12 protein-coding genes and 1 pseudogene are annotated in these 19615 nt (G+C 39.8%); 4 read left to right on the top strand and 9 right to left on the bottom strand.

The annotated features are described in order from the left end of the window. The first annotated feature begins 130 nt into the window (after positions 1-130). The 4 genes and pseudogenes from L4D09_RS24810 to L4D09_RS24825 all read left to right on the top strand — a co-directional run bounded on the left by L4D09_RS24810 (position 131) and on the right by L4D09_RS24825 (position 3092). Positions 131-337 (top strand): hypothetical protein, encoded by a 207-nt coding sequence (locus tag L4D09_RS24810; protein WP_428460226.1) that lies wholly within the window; start codon positions 131-133, stop codon positions 335-337. 500 nt (positions 338-837) lie between these two features. Beyond that, a pseudogene (radC, locus tag L4D09_RS24815) lies at positions 838-1272 on the top strand (RadC family protein); the annotation flags it as partial. Between the two features lie 323 nt (positions 1273-1595). Further along, complete coding sequence (locus L4D09_RS24820) at positions 1596-2021, top strand: lytic transglycosylase domain-containing protein (RefSeq protein WP_428460227.1); 426 nt, start codon at positions 1596-1598, stop codon at positions 2019-2021. A 717-nt stretch (positions 2022-2738) separates the two neighbouring features. Next, a complete protein-coding gene (locus L4D09_RS24825; protein WP_428460228.1) occupies positions 2739-3092 on the top strand; it encodes a hypothetical protein in 354 nt (117 codons plus the stop codon). On the opposite strand, the gene traI is transcribed toward L4D09_RS24825, so the two are convergent. From traI to trbC, 9 genes are read right to left on the bottom strand one after another with little or no spacing between them, the layout of a single operon-like run. Then, a complete protein-coding gene (gene traI, locus L4D09_RS24830) occupies positions 3093-8981 on the bottom strand; it encodes a conjugative transfer relaxase/helicase TraI (protein ID WP_428460229.1) in 5889 nt (1962 codons plus the stop codon). Between the two features lie 14 nt (positions 8982-8995). Continuing rightward, complete coding sequence (gene traD / locus L4D09_RS24835; protein WP_428460230.1) at positions 8996-11032, bottom strand: type IV conjugative transfer system coupling protein TraD; 2037 nt, start codon at positions 11030-11032, stop codon at positions 8996-8998. Between the two features lie 10 nt (positions 11033-11042). After that, the gene (locus L4D09_RS24840) at positions 11043-11663 is read right to left on the bottom strand and encodes a hypothetical protein (protein WP_428460231.1); all 621 of its coding nucleotides are present in this window, start codon (positions 11661-11663) and stop codon (positions 11043-11045) included. Positions 11664-11723: 60 nt separating this feature from the next. Beyond that, positions 11724-14540: a conjugal transfer protein TraG N-terminal domain-containing protein gene (locus L4D09_RS24845; protein ID WP_428460232.1), complete on the bottom strand. Its 2817-nt coding sequence runs from the start codon at positions 14538-14540 to the stop codon at positions 11724-11726. A 6-nt stretch (positions 14541-14546) separates the two neighbouring features. Next, positions 14547-15932 carry a conjugal transfer protein TraH gene (locus tag L4D09_RS24850; RefSeq protein WP_428460233.1) on the bottom strand — a complete coding sequence of 462 codons (1386 nt, stop codon included), beginning with the start codon at positions 15930-15932 and terminating at the stop codon, positions 14547-14549. 11 nt (positions 15933-15943) lie between these two features. Then, positions 15944-16390, bottom strand: coding sequence for a conjugal transfer protein TraF (gene traF, locus L4D09_RS24855; protein ID WP_428460234.1), 447 nt, complete (start codon positions 16388-16390; stop codon positions 15944-15946). Positions 16391-16401: 11 nt separating this feature from the next. Next, positions 16402-17175, bottom strand: coding sequence for a type-F conjugative transfer system pilin assembly protein TraF (gene traF / locus L4D09_RS24860; protein ID WP_428460235.1), 774 nt, complete (start codon positions 17173-17175; stop codon positions 16402-16404). Beyond that, a complete protein-coding gene (gene traN / locus L4D09_RS24865) occupies positions 17172-18932 on the bottom strand; it encodes a type-F conjugative transfer system mating-pair stabilization protein TraN (RefSeq protein WP_428460236.1) in 1761 nt (586 codons plus the stop codon). The genes traF (L4D09_RS24860) and traN overlap by 4 nt, the downstream gene beginning before the upstream one ends. Further along, positions 18925-19611: a type-F conjugative transfer system pilin assembly protein TrbC gene (gene trbC / locus L4D09_RS24870; protein ID WP_428460237.1), complete on the bottom strand. Its 687-nt coding sequence runs from the start codon at positions 19609-19611 to the stop codon at positions 18925-18927. Before trbC ends, traN begins: the two co-directional genes overlap by 8 nt. Positions 19612-19615: the final 4 nt, after the last annotated feature.

Here is a 19615-nt window from a genome sequence, read left to right on the forward strand (position 1 = left end):
ACTATATAACTATATACTTATGATCTATTGATATTAAAAGCGGTCATTATTATTTGTTGTTTTCGGTCATTATTCTATACTTAAATAAAGGTTAGGGAATAAACCCATAACCCACCATGAGGCTATAACTATGAACCAGCAAGAATTTTTTGATCTTTTTGAATGGGCTAGCAATGAGCTAAACCACTTTGAGGCTGTCGATTGTGACGAGTCATATCATTACTATTTTCATGGTGAAATGATTGGAGGTTGGGCAGGTGATCGCCAAGCCTATTTTTTTAAACATAATGATCGCTTATCTCAAATGATAAAAATGTATGACCTGATGAGTGATTAGCAAAGTAGGGGGCTGTCCGTAGCCCCCTAAACATAGGGCGGTAATCGTATGATGATTAGAGAGCAATTAAGAGCTAGACGACTTGAGATTAAACGAGTCAAAGATGCTGTTAATCACTTATCGCCTTGTGTGGTTAAAACTGCCGTTACAATGTCACGCATAAAAAACATCTATCAATTAGTGATATGTCAGTCGTTATTAAATTGCTTTCTAAAGGCACACAAGAGCAATGGAAGCTCACAAGCGCTAATAATGGTGATAGCAATCAGTTAGCGGTTTATTGCTGCGTTGATTGCGTTAAGTGCATTATCTACTATCAAAATTCTAACGAAGGCTATAAATGCCAATCAGCTAAGTATCTAGACAATAAAAATAATTGTGTAAAGGTTATAAATTAATAGGTTATTTACTTGCAAACCCATTGGGGCGGTCTATAATTATATTAAAGGTCAGGAATAATCCAAGACTCAACAAAGGAAAGAAAAATGAAATTTTCAGAACAAGAGCAAGCTGTAATAAATGAAGCGCTAAGCATTCTAAAAAATAATATCAACAATAACGATGTATTTACATCACCTCAAAACACAAAAGACTATCTTTGCATTAAAATGGCAGGGATAGAGAGAGAGCAATTCAATGTTCTTTTTCTAGATAACCAAAATAGATTAATTGAAGATGTAACCTTGTTTGAGGGTACAATAGATGCTTGTTCAGTATATCCCCGTGTTGTAGTCCAAAAAGCATTAGAATTAAACGCTAGTGCGATGATTTTATATCACCAACACCCAAGCGGCAATCCAGAACCTAGCCAAGCTGACAGAAGAATAACGAGACGTTTATCAGATGCTTTGAACTTGGTTGATATTCGAGTGTTAGATCATTTTGTTATTGGTGGTGACAGTGTTGTAAGTTTTGCTGAGAAAGGTTGGATTTAAAAATAAGGAAGCGGGGCAAAGCCCCGCTTAATTGATTATGAATATAGCTGAATTTAAAAAACTTGATTGCTGCCTACCACTTCACCATGAGAATTTTAGGAAGCCGTCACCTGATGAAATAAAGTTTTTGAGATCATTTTTAAAATTGTCTCAAAATCAAGTAGGACGCTATCTAGGTAAAAATGTCACACCTAAAGGTTGTTCAGCCGTCCGAAAATGGGAATCAAATTTGAACTCTAGTAATTATAGAGCGATAGAGTTAAACGCATGGCGTAGACTTCTATATTTGATTGATGTTGGTAATCCAAAAGAGGACTTGAGCGATGCGATTAATAAGTATTAGTTTGACCATTTTATTTTCTAGCAATGTTTTAGCGTTTTGCTTTGATGAAGCAGGAAAGCGTTATAATGTTAATCCAGAACTATTAAAGAGCATAGCCAAGGTTGAAAGTGCATTAAACCCTAAAGCGATGAATTATAGTAACAGCAATGGAACTTATGATATTGGTCTTATGCAGATAAACTCTACATGGTTGAAAAAATTATCTGAGTTTAACATCACTGAATCAGATCTTATTAATGACCCTTGCACTAACGTAAATGTAGGTGCTTGGATTTTATCAAGCAATTTTGCTAGTAATGGTTACAATAAAAAAAGTCTAGGCGCTTATAATGCAGGGTTCGGCAAAAATAGAGAAGGTGCTAGGAATCGATATATAGGAAAAGTTGAGGATAAGTTTTACAAGTAACAGAATCAAATCTTTAATAAAGCTTAATTGGTTTTCCAGTTGAGTTTTTTTGCCTTCTTACATTGGGCGATTTTGGTTAATCAAGGCTTTTCCCTTCGGTCGGTTCGCTAATTTGCCTCAATACGAAATTACTTTATTAGTACCAGGCTCGTGCCTCGCTTGGACTAATAAAGTAATTTCTGTTCGGCTAAATTCCAGAACCACAATCCTTTATCGCATTATCGCATTATCGTGAAATAAATGAAATTGCAAAAAGACCGCCAATTATCATCCCTCTAAAACTGAAAGAGCCCCAAGAACTAGGTGATTTAAGGTAGCTATACAGTGAGCTATTGGATTGGGACGGGCGTTTTTGTCGAGCGATACACCCCACGCTATGTTTATTCTAAACATAATGGTTGTCGATGTGTGGTGTAAGTAATTGAAATATATACATTTATAATGTAGATTTGAAGTTAAAAAGTGAGCGAAAAAAATTTTTAGAATCCTACACAATATCCCGAAATGCTAGATTCTAGTTAGATTCTAACTGGAATCTAACTAGAATCCGCCCATATATATCAAGGGCTGTAGGCGAATGGAATCTAGCTAGATTCTAGTTTCTTCAAATCATAACTATATGTTTTTATTACTCTTATTGAAAAACTAGATTCTATGTAGATTCTACCTAATTTTCTTGTTCTATACTTATAATGTTGAATAAAGAGGGTAAAGAGCATGGGTAAAACCACAGTAAAGGTACAAGTAGGGATGCCAATCGCACTGCATGAGCTGTTCATTGTGTATAAGGAAACCGAGCGTATTGGGACGGATTCAGAAGCGGGGGCGAAGCTCATCGAACTGGCGTTAAGAGTGATAAATAATAGTAGCGATGAGACTATTAGTAATAGGGATTTGCTTGAGTTGATTTTGCTGAATGTTAATAAAGGCTTGCTGTTTTCACAGCAAGCTTTGAAGCATGGATTCAACCAAGAGTCTGCAAAAGAAAATCATATTGAGTGGTATGAGTTAAGTAAGCAAATAAAAAAGCAAGCCGAACAACAAACCGACTCGCTTATTAGCAAGGAATGATTATAACTCTTTTTCTATATCTAAGTCGTTATCTATATCCTGTTGTGGTATGTCGTTTTCCTTGCTAGGCATATCAGGAGTAGATAATGTGTCGTGGTTTTGAATAATATCATCACTGTACGATTTATCGTTCAAGTTACTATCGCTGTACTTATCATTGTCACTGATATTAATACTATCCAACGTCTCAGTAGTATCACGCTCTATGTTGTCCTTGTTGTTCTCTATAATGTCTAATGCTTTATCTTGAATGTCACTCGTTGATATTATGTCTAGGTTCTTATCTTGGAAATGTTCAAGTATGTTGTTAATCAAATCATTGTTGTGTTGATTGTTGGTTTCAGAAAGAACAAGGATAATGTTTTCTCTTAGCGCATTTGTGTCTAATTTGGTTACATCATAAAGATTGGCGGTTGATATTACATCCACATTCTTAGTTGCATTAACTACTTTTAGTCCATCAATAACGTCAGATGAGATAACCGTAGTGTTAGACTCAGACTCGTTTAATACTATCGAATTTTCGCTTCTACTTCCTAGCGTTCTAATAGGTGTGTTTAAATCGGCTAAATCACCATTTGCACTAAGGTAGCGTATTTCAATACCTGAAATTTCATTTGCACTGTTTGTTATTTCTGATATTAAAGCGGGGTATGTTTTACCATCTTCCCTAGTCCAAACTGAATCGTTATACTTCAAGCTTGAAATATTTTCTAAACTTGCACCATTCTTCTCTAGATAAGTTTGGGCTAGCGTTCCTTGAATTGAAGTTGAATTACTTGCTATCTTTATTGCCGTGTTGATACTGTTTTGTACTGATTGAGGGATCGCATTTTCAAGTTTTTCATATTGAGGGTTAAACGCTAAATTGTGCTTTTCTGGATCTCTTAGTTGATAATCTAATTCATAGAGAGCATCACGGTAACTTAGATTTTGTCTGTCCATTAGAAGATTAACAATTGAGCCACCTTTACCGGTTTCATAATCTCTATAAAAACCTCTAAACTCGCCTGTTAAAGTAACTCTAGTGTTGCTGTTACCTTGACCAAATACCAAGTAATCTGATGTTGATTTAGATTTATTAGGTTCGCCTAATAAGGATTGGGATATTGACTCTATATATGGTGATGAGTCTTTTACTAAGGTATCCCTCATTTTTGACAATGAAAGCTCACCGTTAATATCATGGTATTGATAGTTTTCATTCGGAGTAGGGCGGTCATTAAAATACAAGTGAGGTTGAGTTTCTTGCTTATCTAAAGTTTGAAGTGCGCTAAACTTATCGCTTCGATTATTTACCCAAGCGTTCATCATTTGCTTAGCATTGTCAGTATATATTTGCATACTGCTTACTGCTCGACTTATATCAATGTAAGCCCGTCTTATATCAGTAAGTGCCCCTTTACCTAAGATTGCGCTTATTACGCTTTGATAGGTAGAGCCTTGAGCCATATCAGCCGTTCTAGTGTATGAATAATCCCAAAACATACTCTGTTTATCATCACTACCTACTGAGATTGATTTGCCGTCTTGGTTCGTAAATACTGCTTTATTTGTCTGAGTATCAATGCTGCTCACTTTAAATTCTGTATTGGCTTTTATTTCATTGCCGTTATCAGTAAAGCGAGGCATAACCCTATCACCAACGCTGACAGGCTTTTCAGAGTAACTAAATAGATTGGTGAACTTGTGATCACGCTGCGAGGGGATAAAGTAAGTCTCTTTGGAGTCAGGATTACCAAACTCTTTTAGCGTTAGTATTTTTGATTCTTTATCAACATTGATTATGTCGTAGAACGTGTTTTTTCCAGTAGCGAGAACTAAGCCTTTTTCGTATGGCATCATCGTTGATAGTTCTTCTCTTGAAGCACTAACTTGACGGAATCTACCGAGTGTTATTTGCTCTGTCGGAAGCTCACCTGATTTTTGCAGTCCCGCACGAATCGAACTGGCTATATCGTCTCTTTCCCTGTTTGTGTAGGCGATAACAAGTGTATTTTCTCTCGCTTCGGGAGTCCGTGATAAGTAGTCTTTTGACACCAATCGGGTGACTTCTTCTTTAGCAATTTGAGCGTTTTTTAAAGGGTTATTTGTGTAGTCCATTTTTGTAGAGTAAACATGAGAATTTACAATGGATTCTGTTTTCTGATCTCGTAGGGCTTCAACGGCTGATTCACCTTGTTTATCGACTATATTATGAACACCTTTTAGAAGCTCTGGCGTATCTTGTCGTCTAATGTCAGTTAGGTTCGAGTAGCTTATTGCCCCTCTATCTACTGCAAGCTCGATAGGTTTACCTGATGATTGAGAGAGCAATTGCTCTCTATCACCTACAAACACAGCTTTAGAATCTGATGCAACAACGAAGCTTAAAAACTCAGAAAGCTGCTTATTACCAATCATCGAATCCTCATCCACGAAGAACAGAGAGCCTTTAAAGTCGCTTGGTTCAACCTTTCCTTTAGAAATATCAGTGAGAAATTGGCTCATGGTTTGAGCTGAAATGCCTTTGTCGCTGAGTTCATTTACTGCTGCGTGTGTTGGAGCTAAGCCGAATACTTCTACCTCTGCTAGTCCTTTCATTTGCTTCACTTGGTTTATCAGCTCAACGTTCTTTTCTAGCATGGTTGATTTACCCGTACCCGCTAAACCTTGCACTGCTACAAATCTATCGTCAGTGGTTGCGATCATGGATATTGAATTAGATTGCCCCCTTGTAAGGAAGTCATTGGACGCTAAGAACGAGTCAGCTTGTGCTTTTGTGCTATAAGGCTCTACAACGGCTTTATTCTCAGCCAAAGTGCTGAGAACACTCTTTTCAAGAACTAATGACTTTTCAGTAGTCCATCGAGTGCCGTCACTGTAAACCGATGAAAGTAGATCTTTGTGTTTATCAAATTGATTCACAATCTCGCTAGGCTCTACAGGCGAGCCTTTTTCTTGCATCAAGTATTGTATGGAGTGATACATCAAATCTTGTTGCGTAAAAGCGGCTTCTCGCTCGCTTAAATGGTTAATGGCGTAGTCCACTGCCTTTTCTAGATTGGTTCGAGAGTCAGGCATTTGGAGCTTATCAATAGCAACGGATAGATCTTGCTTTAGTGTGTCACTGGTTTGCTCTGTCACCTTTCTATCAATAGATTGAGCATTGAAAACTCGTTGTACTGCTGATGGTCTAACATGAGACTCATCAAAGCGCTTAGCTACTTTGTCATGCTCAGTTGTGAACACATCAAGCGTTTTAGAGTTTAAAGCAAGCTCAGAAATGATCTCTTTGTTGATGGCGTAGTCTTTAGCGTATAGGAAATTATGAGAGCTATTCGGATCGGCTTTGTGTGATGGCGTGGCGTAGCCATAAGAGAGCGGTAGATTTTCTGGCTTGTTAATTGCAATGGTCTTATTTGTCTGACTGTCAGTAAGGGTAAGGCTTCCATTCTTGGTTGATTCGACCGTATAACTATGTTGCTGACTCAAGCCTAAGACTTTGTTGTTGCTATTCGCTGCCAGCATATCTCCTTGAGAAACTTCCAGTTTTGCACTTTTTAGAACAGAAATGTTACGCTCTTTGAACTCTTTTGATGAGGGGTCAATTGTTTGTTTTTGTCCTTTGTCATTCTCTAGAGTGATGGTGTTATCACCGTTATTTTTACTCACTACTTTGAAATCTTGAACAGTGGTTTTACCTTTGCTTTTACTGAACTCTCTCAGTGTCATGGTGCTGTTATAGTGCTTTGAAAGTTCACGTTGAGCATCGCTAAGGTAAACAGGGTTTAGAGTTTTTATCGTCATTCCTGTTGATGATACTTGCCCCTCAGAGACTAATTTATCTCTTATTGTTGAGTTAAGTAGGTTTGTATCCTTTACATTAGTAGCAACCACTTGTGGGCGCTCACCAGATAATGCCATCGCTGAGTATTGAGAGGCTAACTTATCAATATCCTGGTCTCTTAAAGACACTTGCGCTTGGGTATCTGTTTCAGATCTGAATACTTCTGTATGTGCGCCAGAACTGGAAACTAAAGCTAGAGCGCTGTTAGAGCGAAACGATTGTGTTTGGCTTTCATGGTTTAAGAAAACCACTTTTCGACCATCATCTTTCGCTTTAGCTGCTAACTCAGTAAGTTGGTTAGCACTGAGTTTATTGGCTGATTCAACAATGAGCACTCCAGAACCAAACTTATCTGACTTTAAATAGTCGCTTACCGTGTGAGTGTGCTCAGGCTTGAAGTAATTCTTAATTACCTCGAACATACCAAAAGACTCTCGCTTGTAGCTGTCTTTTGCTCGCTCTGCTGCTGCAAGGTTTGGCGAAACAATATCAACGTTCTTCCCGCTATTGTTGTAAACATGAACCAATGACTTAACGGCTTTTTCAGCCGAGTGGGGGAGGTTAAGGACATTAAATTGTTTCTTAGATTCGATGATGCCAACGATAGCTTTTTCATTATCGGTATTTAACTGATGAGACTTTAGGGCATTTTCATTGGCGTAGCCTTTCATATCGGTAGTGCGAGAAGATACGGTATCAACAAGCTTTTTCTCTCTATCAATCATAGATTGAGTGGTATAGCTCTCACCTTGCTTATCAAGCTTGATGAGATCGCCACTCTTATTCAGCTCATGCAAATACTCTTTAGCTTCTTGAGCGTTCACGAACCCCTCTTTAGCAAACTCAGTAACAGCAAGCGTCACTAATTTTTCAAAGGTCATGGACGTAGAGAAAGCGCTAAGATGATCAATTGATCTATGAACTGCGTCTTTTGTTTCTTGGGTAATAGATTGCTCTTGAGTTGAGCTTTGAGCATAAGAGCGAACAATAAAAGATTGAATATCGAATCCCTTACCACCTACCTTACTTTGCCATGAAGATTGGAGATCGTTGGCAGAGAATCCGGTTTTGGCTTTTCGGGTTGATTTGGCTATTAAGTCTCTAGCTGTTTGACTGTCTAAGCCAAGTTCATCCGACTTTTCATTAATCTGAGCTGAGCGAGTAGAGTTATCAGCTAACACAGACTCAGGCACGCCTTTTATTTCAAAAAGACCATTACCCGTCCCTCGAATTTCATAGCCCATATCGACAACTGATTTAGCAAGGTTACTCTGGTAAAGAGAGGTGTAATATTTCTGGTTATTATAAAGGCGCTCAAAAGATCCATTTGTCACGCTTCCACTCTGCTTGAGGCATGTAGCTAAAGAGCGAAGCTTACCGTCCATATCTCTTGTTAAGTTAGTTGCTAAAGCATGAGTGTGTAAGTGTGGTTCATCTTCTCGACTTGTTTTGTGCTGAACCATCGCAAAAAGCATTTGTTCGGTATTCGTATAAGTGGTTTTGCCGTCCTCATCCGTTCCTTTTACTTGAGCTATATCTTTTTCAATTTGAGATAACGTGTCTTTGATGGCTGCATTATGAGCATCGACTAATCGAGTATCACCACCGACCAGACTTAATAAGCTCACACTCTTAGGCGCTGAAAATGTCAGGTCAATGCCCGACTTATGGTTGTCACGTTTGTAGTGAACATCCTCACCTTTTAGGCTACCGCCTAGCACTTCTTTCAGATCTGAATGAGAAACGGGGCTTCCTAGAAGCCCCGCCTGTTCAGATAATTTACCGTACCACTCTGTACTGTCCTTTGCTTCAACGGGTCGCAAATAATAATTTGCTGATGCGTTGCGTTCAGGAGGGGGGCTTTGAGATAAAGTATGCTCATCGTTGTTTGGACTTCGAGAGCTTGAACGGTCTAAGGGTTCATCACTTTCTCTATCTTGAGAAATGTCATTCTCAGACGATTTAGACAGTTCAACATCGGTGATGTTTTTGTCCTTTTCCTCATCGAGATAATACTTTGTTGCACTGCCAGAGCTGCCTATTTTGGATAAAGAAATCATAGTGACGACACTCCTTATAATTCAAAATCTTGAGATAATGAAGCCTCATCGACTTCTCGTTGAACACGGTCACTTTCATTTTGTTGATTGCGTGTTTTCTGCTCTCGCTTATCAGAATTTTCGATGGCTTGCTTCATCTGTTCGACTTCTGATTGTTGTTCATTCTCATTTTCAAAAGTTTCGCTTTGACGGGTAAATAATGCGGATCTGTCAGCTTCATCAAGCATCATTGGAGCTCTAATTTCGTGATAAACAAGCTTCTCATAAACCTCTTTCATTGAGTCTGATTCTTGGTACTGGCGCTTCAAGAAAGGAGTGTTTTGCTTTTTCTTAGGGTCGAATTGCAAATCAAGTCGTGTGATAAAAGAACTGTTTGGAACACGAGCCCAACACTGTAGATCATCAAGAGTCTGAATTTCAGAGGCAGAAACTACAGGTCTAGTAATAGTTTGGTGTGATAACGTCACACCGTCACGAAGTGTATTAGCGCCATAGCTGTAGTTTTCACGGCTAACATCAATTTCTTGTTCACCAAGATCTTTAGCCGATATTTGAGCCATTTCTGCTGATGGCGCTCTAAAGTAAAAGCGAGAGTTTAGAAGGTCGAACATTTCGTCAGCAGCGTGTTTGCCATAGGTCTTGACTAATTGAGCATAAGACTGAATACCAATGAGATAGCAACCACCAAATTTACGTACTTCTGCAATGATAGAACCCAACTCAGGTAGTTTATGAAGTGATGGCATTTCATCCATAACAACCCAAATCCGTCTATCCTCGTTTTCTTCTAAGCCTAGAATTGCATTGGAGGCGATAGCAAGCCACATCGAGATCAAAGGACGTAACGAAGCATGTTGCATCGCATTGGATGATAGGAATAAAAAGCCTCTTTGATTATCATCTTGTACCCAATCGGTAATAGAGAAGTCAGGGCGGATCGGATTACCATCTTTATCCGTATCATCTAACCCATCAAGAAAGCGCAGTGATTTGATGTAAGTAGCGAGAACCGACTTAATAGAGATAGCGGTTTTTTCAATCTTGTTAGAAACAAGAGTCTCAGACTCAGTACCTTTTAGGAATGTGCCTAGCGTTTCAATAGATGAGGTAAGAATGAGATCAAGTAGACGCTCTGTTGTTGGCTTATTTTCGGTGTCCTTAGACATTTGAAAGGCAGTGGTCGAAAAAATAGAGCGAGCGGAATCAACCCAGAACGGGTCGCCCTCGCCATGTTGAGGGATGAGCGCATTAGCCATGCTCTCGTAGTCAGGCGCTTCTTTAGCATCGTTCCATACTGTCCAGTTAGCGCAACGATCATCAAAAGGGTTAAGAATTACATCGGTTTGGGGATTGTATAGAGAGCCAACAAAAGTACAGCCCTTATCATAAATAATGGCTTTATCACCTCGCTCACGAACCCACATAAGAAATTTACGGATCAAGACTGATTTACCTACACCCGTTGTACCATCAACAAGTAGGTGCTGAACTTCAAAATTTAGTTTAAAGATTTGATGCCCGTCCAGCTTACAATCGCTGACCTTGTTACCCTTTTTCTTTAAGTGTTTGGTTAGCTCTTTAGGTTGTGCTTTTTGAATACCACGAATGAAGTGATCTTGAGCTTTATCACCCCCTTTACTTTGAAAGTATCGACCAATAAAACTTATTGCGACCATACCGAGCGCAACGAGTATCAAGAGTATTACTTGAATGTCATAGATGAATTTGTGAGTGAGGTTAATCAGGGTTGGGTTTTGAATCTGATTAATAAGGGTTGAAGTGAATGCCTGATTGTCCCAATAAGTAACAACCTTGGAGTAAGGTTCTGCGCCTAAAGCATAGTGAAGGTTGTATTTTGTGTAGTAGAAGATTGCTGTTGCTGTGTTGTCGGGGGCATTAATAATCGCAACGATTGGAGTTAGAACTAAAACAACGCACATTACATATTTAAAAATAGTAAAGTGAACTTGCATCCACATTCTGATGTTGTGGAAGGTGATTTGACCGCCACGAACTAGATTATTACCTTTTGCTCTGTCGTTTCTTTCCATGAGTCAGTCCTTAGAAATGTGGGTGCGGCATACCAGTAATCAGGAGCTTAAAATCAAAAGGGTTATCACTGATTGCTTGGAATGGTTGATAGTTATTTGGCTCAGAAAAAACAAAGCGTTGAGAGGAAGGGACACTATAGGGTTTGATTTTTAAGTAATGGTCTAGATCACTATGTTGATTCTTAGGCGTGTATGACGACTGCTTATAATCATCACATGAGTAATATTTAGTTAACCCATAAGTAACTAATCCGCTGATGCTAGTTGATTTTTTGTCGTCACTAGACCATTTTGGCTCACGCTTAATAACGACCTCTAAGAGTCGATAGAAGAAATCAGGTTTAAGAAAAGTTGGAAACATATTGCCTTCATAAGCAATACAATACGAACGATCACCTAGAGGCTTTTCAGCCTCGTAGTGATATAAGTTTGAAGCAAAATTTTGCATCCCATTCATATAGGTTTTTACTTCAATAGCTTTATCGCTATCTGGATGTTCAACAGCGTAGTGAAAATCTTCAAGGGTTAACATTGTTCCCGCAACAGGGGAATTGTGAGAGAGGCTTTGAGCTACTACAGGCATAGATACCAATGCGCAAAGCATTACTTTTGAAATAGTTACAATATACATGATCAAAACCTCAGTATGTAAATTTATACATATAATTATAGGTTGAGTTTTAAGCAGTTTCTAGCGTGGATTCCCCCCGTTTTGCTTAACAAGGTTCTCACGCCAGTTATCTTTCTCGCCCCCGATCTGCAAGAAATCCTCATTCATTTTTGCTTCAACTTCTGCTTGTACTGAACCATTAGAAGGCGAGGTAGGTTGAGTCTGCTCAAAGCGAGAATTTATGTTGGCTCTATTTTCTGCCGCTTGATCTCGAATTACGCTAGGCTGAGAATGGTCGTAGAGAGAAGATTGATCGAATCGTTCATTATTATCCCAAGTGCCAAAGGTATAGTTTTGCTTGTTGTTTGCATGGTCAGCCGAAATATCTTGCCATTGCTGATAGGTCAAATCTGAACTTCTAACAACATGGGATTGATTCAGATCTGAATGACTTTGCATTGAAACGGTTTTCATGGATAGGTCTTTAACAAAAGTGTCACTATCAATGTACTGCTCAAGAAGTTGGTCACGATTCCTTGAACCTTCGGCTGATTTGTCAGTCATTATGGAATAGGCGTGTTGTGCAACTTCTTCTCTTGTTGCGGTTGGGTTTGCTTGCTCTATACGGCTCTCTACGTACCCTTGGAACATAGGCATTAAGTTTTTAGAAACATTAATACCTTGTTGATCCATTAAAGTGATTGCGTCAGTAAGCGCCGAAGAACGCTGATGAGTAGCAATAGACGACTTCATGGCATTATCTGTTTCTGTGAAATTATTAGACCAGTTAGCAAGCCAAGAACGAGTGTCTGAGTTAAGGTCGCTTGCCTCCTTAGAGCTAGCTATATCAAGAACCTTGGAAGCACTAGAGTTGTAGTTAATCGCTTCTTGCCAAACTTGTTGACGTTGCTCAGAGGTCATAGCCTCCCATCTTTCAGCATTTTCTTTGCTAATTCCTGCATTAACGCCAACCCCCGCATCGAGTATTTTACTTGCGGGAACGCTAGCACCCGCTTTCATTTGAGCACCCAAAGATTTCATTAAGCCGATAGAGTCAGAATTACTAAATCCGGTAATGTTAGAAACACTCTCTAGAGAAGATTGCATTTGAGTAACGTTATTATTGAGATTACTCGACGTTGCTACCGCATCACGACTTGAGTATTGGCTAGTGTCCGAGTGTTGAAAACCCCAAGTTTGAAGCGCATTACTAGAATAAGAATTACCATTTGAAATCTGTTTAGAGTTAGCTTGTAAGGATTGGTTTGTCTCAGCAAACTCATTCCTTAATGCTTTGTTAACAGATTCTGTCTCTGCTAAGTTGTAATGAGCATTAGTCACAGTACCAGTATTATCGAACTGAGCATCACCATTAGAAAACGTGGTCAGATAGCCGCCATCACGTTGCTGAACAGTGTTGCTATAATGCTTTTGAAGCCCAGAGGTATCATGTTTGTTTGCATTGGTATTGTTAAAGGAATGAGTGTTGATGTTTGTATTACCTTGGCTAATATCCCCTGTTGCGACTGCGGTACTTGTGCGTCCTGCAACGCTGTTAACCATACCCGCAAGACCATAATTGAGCGATCCAAAGATTGCGCTGCCGCCTTTGAGTAATCCTGCTGCAATTAATGGGGTACTCATCATTAGATAGCCAGCAATAGCGGCAAATCGAGTGTGCATTTCATCTACTGCATTAGCGTTTGATAAAGTAAAACCACCGAAATCGTCAGTAAAACCAGAAGAACGAGACTCAAGTGACCAATTCATAATGCTGTTTAAAATAGCGAAAACGAAAGGGTGAAGTGCCAAGTTTGCAAAGGTTTTAAAGTAGTTGCCTAATACTGAAAGAGTCATGTTCGGTATGAGAGCGACAAGCACTACAACAAAAGAGAAACAAGAGAACATTAAGAAAAAGATAGTGTGGATCATTGGGACAAACTCTTGAGCTTGAAGCCCGATACTCATCCACATAGAAGTAGTCTGCATCTTGTTTGAAGTGTAAGCGTAATTCATCGCCAAGCCAGTTGTATTCCCCATATCGTGAACACTATTGCGAACAGCGTTTATCGCCATGTTTTGAAGGAATATTTGATTTGAGTTAGTAGAGATTGAGCCATAGGTAGAGTATGCGTTTTCAATCGAGCTTCTTAGAAAGCCCATTTTGCTAGCAGCACTGTTACCGTAAAGATATGAACCAAGCTTATTAATGTGGCTCAAAGCGTCAGATGAGAAAGCCGTTTTTATATCAGGATATACACCCGCACACGTTTTGAATGTGCCGTTTGGGAGCATCACCCCTCTTAGTGGTGACATTGACTGACTATCAAGAAAAGCAAAAATATCAGGATTATCGTAAATATCACTCCAACTATATTTAGCGTTTATCTCGATATCGCCTCTTATACAGTTTTGAAAAAATTCATTCCAAATACCTTGAGCGGTAGTATCTTGAAGGCTAGGAGATTGAGCCATCATAAAAAGCTTTGAACCGAACATCATGCCCGTTCTGCCGAACCTCTCATCGTCAGGAAGGGCGGCTATGGACTCTGTTTTTTCAACCAAGCCAGACATAAGTTGCCCCATAAAATGAGAAGGAAGGGCAACGATGTAGGGTACATTTGCCACTGATGCAGTATAAGTCGGCTCTGTTTTATCAATAATCTGCATGGTTGCTTTCATATTGATCAAAGACAAAGGGATAATTCCAAAAACCACAAACCATTTAATAATATGGTTATGGTCACGACTTGTTGTGTAGAGGTACATCGTCACAATAGCGCCAAAAAACAGCGCTATTGATTGAAGCGAAGCAAACTCATCGGAGCTACAAAAAGTAGCTATGGTGTTCAATGCTTGTCTAGCAACTTCGCCAGAGGTGTATGTAATATATTCCATAGCCATCTACTCCCATCCAAATGAAAGTAGAGATTGCATTTTCTTGGAAAGCTTCTGATCTGAAACTTTGTCAATCTCTTGATGGACTATCATTCGGTTTTCGTAATCTGTCAGCTCTGCCCCGACTTTCGCTTGGTATATCTCTATAGTATTGCGTGCTTGAGCAATCGAATTTTCAATTTTCTCAATATCATCGGGATCATTAAGCGTGAGCTTTAGCGAGTCTCTAATCACTGCTAGAGCATCGGTTAAGTAACGGTTTAAAATCTCTGCACTAATTACTCGTGAGTAAAGTGCAAAAGGCGGGGCGGTATTTTGCTTTCTATAACTCATCAATATGGCGAGCAAAGGCATAGAGGTGTATTCAATAAATGACTTTTGCGGGTCTGTAAGAGCTGAATCAGCTTGAAGTTGCGTGTAAATACCTTCAATCATTGTGTAGATTCGTTCGTCAAAACCGTTACTTACACTTACCGTCAATGTCGTTGTAGAAGGGTTAATACATTGCTTAGCTGAGTCGTTATCACAATCATAAACCGTCATATCGCCACCCGATAAAATGGCGTTAATCATGTTGTTATTGTCAGTAAAAAGGCTTGGTAAAATTTTAGGATTACCGCTAGCGTCATAGATATACGTACCTGATAACGTCATAAAGAACTCTGCAAGTTGCTTATCAGAGCTCAAGAAACTATTTTGCAGTAATGCGTCCCAAACGATGTTGTGGTTAGTCCTGGTCATATCTTCATAAGCTGGATTATTACGAGCAGCAGCCATCATAGAAGGGGTTTGACCCATTGCCCCACATTCATGCCTAGCAGCGACCCAATCAGCAAAAGCATTGGTTTGTGTGCCAAGTGTTGAGCAAACGTGTTTTTTCGTTTCATTACCCGCAAAAGCAGCCAAGCCTCCTACCATTGCTTGCGCAGTTTCACAGCTATTAATAGATTGGTTTAACCATTTATCAGCAATTGCTTGCAATCTATCAGCAGCGACTTTGATTTGTGGAGCCCATGTTTGCAAAGCAAGATCTACTGCGAAAGGGACTGCGTTTTGAATGATAGCTTTCCCCATCGCTACAAGCTGATCTGAATTTATATGGGAGAATGCGCCAAAGAATGCGTCAATACCACCACATCCGGCAGAGACAGAAGGGACGGTAACAGAGATAAGTTGAGCGTTGCGAATATTGCTTTTGACATAAAGACTACCCGCATTGTAGTAACTCGCTGCTTGTCCTTTGTATGCGCTAGGGTTAGTGACATTGCTTGAGTAACCCATATCGTTAAAAAAGCTCTGTAAATCACCGTTTGTACTTGATAAAGCGCTTCCAGAATAAAGAGTGGAAGAAATAAGAAGTGTGAGCGCTTTGGTTTTTGTAGAAGATTTCATGCTGACCCCCTTTACTCCATAGCGAGTAAAACTTCTCTATCATTGAGAATGTTATTGAAGGACTGATTAAGTTGCTCATAACTCACATCACCTATTGTCATGCGTACAAACTTAACTGTATTAACGTTAATCAGAAACGTTGCAGGGACAGCGTTGGTTTCTTGTCGAGAAGGAAAAAAAGTCCCATAGATTTGCTGATCAACCGACATTGGACGAGGAAAGTCAGGGATTGGCTTGCCGTCAATTGAAAAGTCATAAACAGGTATCCCCATTAATGCTTGAAGCTGCCTCATTTTAGGAGAGAATTTGTGACACTCTGAGCACGTACTAAGGAAGAAAAAGACAACTGCGTACTTGTCAGATATACGAGTTGTGTTGGACTGCATAGCAAGGGCGTTAGGTAAAGCTAAAGAAGCCAAAGAGCCAGAAGCAAGTTTTAAAAAAGTGCGCTTATTCATAATGCCTATCCTTAGAAGTCTAGATCTTGATAATCAGTCGCCACGTTATGAAAACGACCATAGAGTTTATCCATTGAAATGAAGCCATAAGACAAAGGTTTCATTTCTTTCGTTATTGGGTTTACTAGAATGATTGCGGGGACAAAAGGCACATCAACACGACCTTTATTATCTACTTCATTGTTTCTTACTGAGGGAGCTAAGTTGGTATCTTTGCTAATACCAAGAAGGGCTATACCATGCTTATCACTAAAGCCTTGGAGTGATGAGCCTAACGTATCGCTAAGAGTGTCAGAGCCGTTGTAGACGTAAAACATGCCCCATCCGTCATTGCTCATTTTATGAATTGAATCGATATGCTTATTACGAATGCCTTTAAGGTGTTCTTGTCTCGCTGCTGCTTCTGCGGGACGGTCTTTTAAGTAATCAAGCTCAGGGGTAGTATGAAGCACTTTTTTGAATGTCATGCCGAAAGTTGAGCTCTTATCTGAAACGTATTTATTCATGTGCATAAGAAGTGCGGCTTTTTGCTCATTAGTTGGATCGATAATGGCTGCGGCTTGCGCTTCCTCATGGACACCCTTAAACCAGTCCAATTGCTCTTTAGCTGTCATAGTTTTAGTTACGGTTACAGATGAGCTAGAACTTTGCTTTTGTGGTGTAGGTTTCTTCTTCGGAGCAGATTTAGGCTCGTTATACCAACGCCAACCGTTAGGATTTTGATTGGCAGAAGTCGGGGCTGATATTAAAGATAGAGCCACAAATAGAAGTAAAACGATTCTCATTGGTTTGCCTCCAATTGTGTTGTAATGCGGTTCTGAATCTCATTAGGGTTAGGAATATCCATATTGCTATTCAGATCTGAATAGAAGTCAGAAAAATTCATGTTGTCGAAATTCATACGCTGCATTTCTTCGGGGGTTAGACCTCTACAATCAGGACTCTTGGATGAACCAAACGTCATGCCGATTTGTCTACGTCCGTCTTGCTGAATAATTCGAGCAAGCTTTGAGTCAAATACGCAATAAGACTTTTTCTTGCGAGTGCAAGAGCCAAGAAATTTTGAAGCACAGTAGCTACCCACATATACAGTGACTTTCTTCTCTTTTGCTTGACCTAGTGCTTTTTCTGTTGATGAGCACTGAGCAAGACCAATACCAGTACCCCAACCACCATCTTTGCAGCAATCAGCAAAACCAAAGGCTTTATCAGTGCATTTCATCGCTTCGCCTTGGAAAATTCTAGGTGGATCGGTCAGGTTTTCAGCCGCTTCGGAAAGAGCGGCTAAGCCACTAATATTTTTATTGAAATCTTCGGTAGGGGATTGAGAGGGCTCAGGGTCGTAACAGTCACCATCGAGACAGAAAGTATTTACACCGCAAGATAATTCAGCGTCTTTACATTCCATCACGGTGACTTCTTTGCGAATTGATTTTTCTACGCAAACACCTTCAACATTAAGAGAGCAAGTTTCCTCAAGTATTACAGCATCAGAGAGATCTCCGCATGTATCGGGAAAATCACACTGATAGGTCGTTTCGTATTTCCAACAAGGAAGGTAGGTGTAAACCCCTTCCCAATAACGAGTCTCAGCGCCCTCTACGCATCGATGATTGGTTTGTTGGCATTCTGGCAACATACTGTCGCAAGAATCAGCCCAAGATATATTGTGACGCTTGGCATCAAGAAGAATGTATTGAGTTCGACCACCGCTATAGGTAGTGGAATGGAAAGAGGTTGATCCAATGTTGTAATATGGCTGATTAACGGTAACGACAATAGGGTTTGAAGTAACAACAATATTGGTATTAATGACACCCGTGTAATACCAAGTGCCATCGCTCCAGTTAGAACGAATAGTTGCCACATAGCGACCATTGACGTAGACGGGAGTACCTTGAGGGCTAGATAAAACCCCGTTGAGCTTTAATTGCCTAACGGTTGCAGGAAGGCTTGAAGCACTAGGATATCGGTCATAGAGAAACCAGAAACTATTGTATCTGCGTGCAGGTAGCGCTAGCCATTGTTGACTACCAACAGTACCTTGCACATAAGGCGTTGAGTTGCATTTGACAGGGTTGTTTGTTGGAATATGGCAATACTGTTCTTCGACTTTCTCAGCACAAACTTGCCCCGTATTGCAATCAGCGTATTGAGTAGAAATGCCATGAGTGATCTCATAAGCATTTTCTTGACCAACAAACGCATGAGTGTAAGCGGGGTCAGTTCTTAGATCAGGACGACCCTCATTGAAGTTGTCTTGAATGTCTAAAGCTTCGGGGCTTGAGAAATATTCGGTTGTTGAATCGTTAGAGATAGTAACGTCATTTGCACCTTTGTAATTCGGGTTGTTCACCTCATTGATGCAAGCACTGTCTGTTGGATTGCAATAGTCAGTAGCGCTAAAGCCATAGTTAGAGCGTGATTGAACGTCACCAGTTAAACCTTTTGCATAACCTACGTGATTGTCATAGTCAGTCTCGATACCGGCTAAAGCAACGCTGCTAAATAAAAGAATGGGAAGCAATGATAATTTACTCATAGCGCTGCTTCCTTGCTAAAACTTTTTTAGCAACACTGGACGCATCACCGGACTCTGCAATCATTTCTAATGCTGTTGGGATAGGAATATTGCCACGAACAACATCAAAATCACTCTCTTTACATTCAGTATGATGCAAGCATTTACCTTCTTTGATAACCACAACGACAGGGACACTTTCAATATTGAACTTGGAAAACCAATCAGGAGAAATAGCAAAACCAGAATTAATCTGGTGACTGGAATTTTTGCCATCAATCTTAGTCCCTAGAAGTTCCATAATTCGAGATGATGTTGCAGGGAAGCCGCTAGGTAATAGACCACGAATAATTAGTGGCACTTTATAATCTTCACTTTGCTGTAGTTGCTGTTTTAAAGTGAGATCGCCAAGACCAAGAGAGGTAAACACAAGAACGTTTGGAAGTGGTGCTTGGCTTGGAGTGTTTGAAAGCGGAGAGCCTGATGTAATGTAGTTATCACGATTCAGATCGATAGCATAATCTTTAAAGCTCTCTTTTTTGGCTTGGTGGTTTAAGTAGTTCTCAAAGTCAGGAACGTGAGATATCGCTCGCTCTTTTTCTGCCAATTGTTTCAGTTCATCTTGGCTGTAAGCTGTTTGATTAGCAAAACTTTCAGAACTGAAAACTAGCGATAGAAATAGTAGGTAAAGTCCTTTCATTTTT

This window comes from Photobacterium makurazakiensis (genome assembly GCF_050336715.1).
GTDB classification, from domain to species: Bacteria; Pseudomonadota; Gammaproteobacteria; order Enterobacterales; family Vibrionaceae; genus Photobacterium; species Photobacterium makurazakiensis.

Coding starts and splice junctions, on each gene's coding strand:
- traF (WP_428460234.1), bottom strand. CDS start 16,390: ATGAATAAGCGCACTTTTTTAAAACTTGCTTCTGGCTCTTTGGCTTCT.
- L4D09_RS24850 (WP_428460233.1), bottom strand. CDS start 15,932: ATGAAATCTTCTACAAAAACCAAAGCGCTCACACTTCTTATTTCTTCC.
- traD (WP_428460230.1), bottom strand. CDS start 11,032: ATGGAAAGAAACGACAGAGCAAAAGGTAATAATCTAGTTCGTGGCGGT.
- L4D09_RS24820 (WP_428460227.1), top strand. CDS start 1,596: ATGCGATTAATAAGTATTAGTTTGACCATTTTATTTTCTAGCAATGTT.
- traF (WP_428460235.1), bottom strand. CDS start 17,175: ATGAGAATCGTTTTACTTCTATTTGTGGCTCTATCTTTAATATCAGCC.
- traI (WP_428460229.1), bottom strand. CDS start 8,981: ATGATTTCTTTATCCAAAATAGGCAGCTCTGGCAGTGCAACAAAGTAT.
- traN (WP_428460236.1), bottom strand. CDS start 18,932: ATGAGTAAATTATCATTGCTTCCCATTCTTTTATTTAGCAGCGTTGCT.
- L4D09_RS24810 (WP_428460226.1), top strand. CDS start 131: ATGAACCAGCAAGAATTTTTTGATCTTTTTGAATGGGCTAGCAATGAG.
- L4D09_RS24840 (WP_428460231.1), bottom strand. CDS start 11,663: ATGTATATTGTAACTATTTCAAAAGTAATGCTTTGCGCATTGGTATCT.
- L4D09_RS24825 (WP_428460228.1), top strand. CDS start 2,739: ATGGGTAAAACCACAGTAAAGGTACAAGTAGGGATGCCAATCGCACTG.
- trbC (WP_428460237.1), bottom strand. CDS start 19,611: ATGAAAGGACTTTACCTACTATTTCTATCGCTAGTTTTCAGTTCTGAA.
- L4D09_RS24845 (WP_428460232.1), bottom strand. CDS start 14,540: ATGGAATATATTACATACACCTCTGGCGAAGTTGCTAGACAAGCATTG.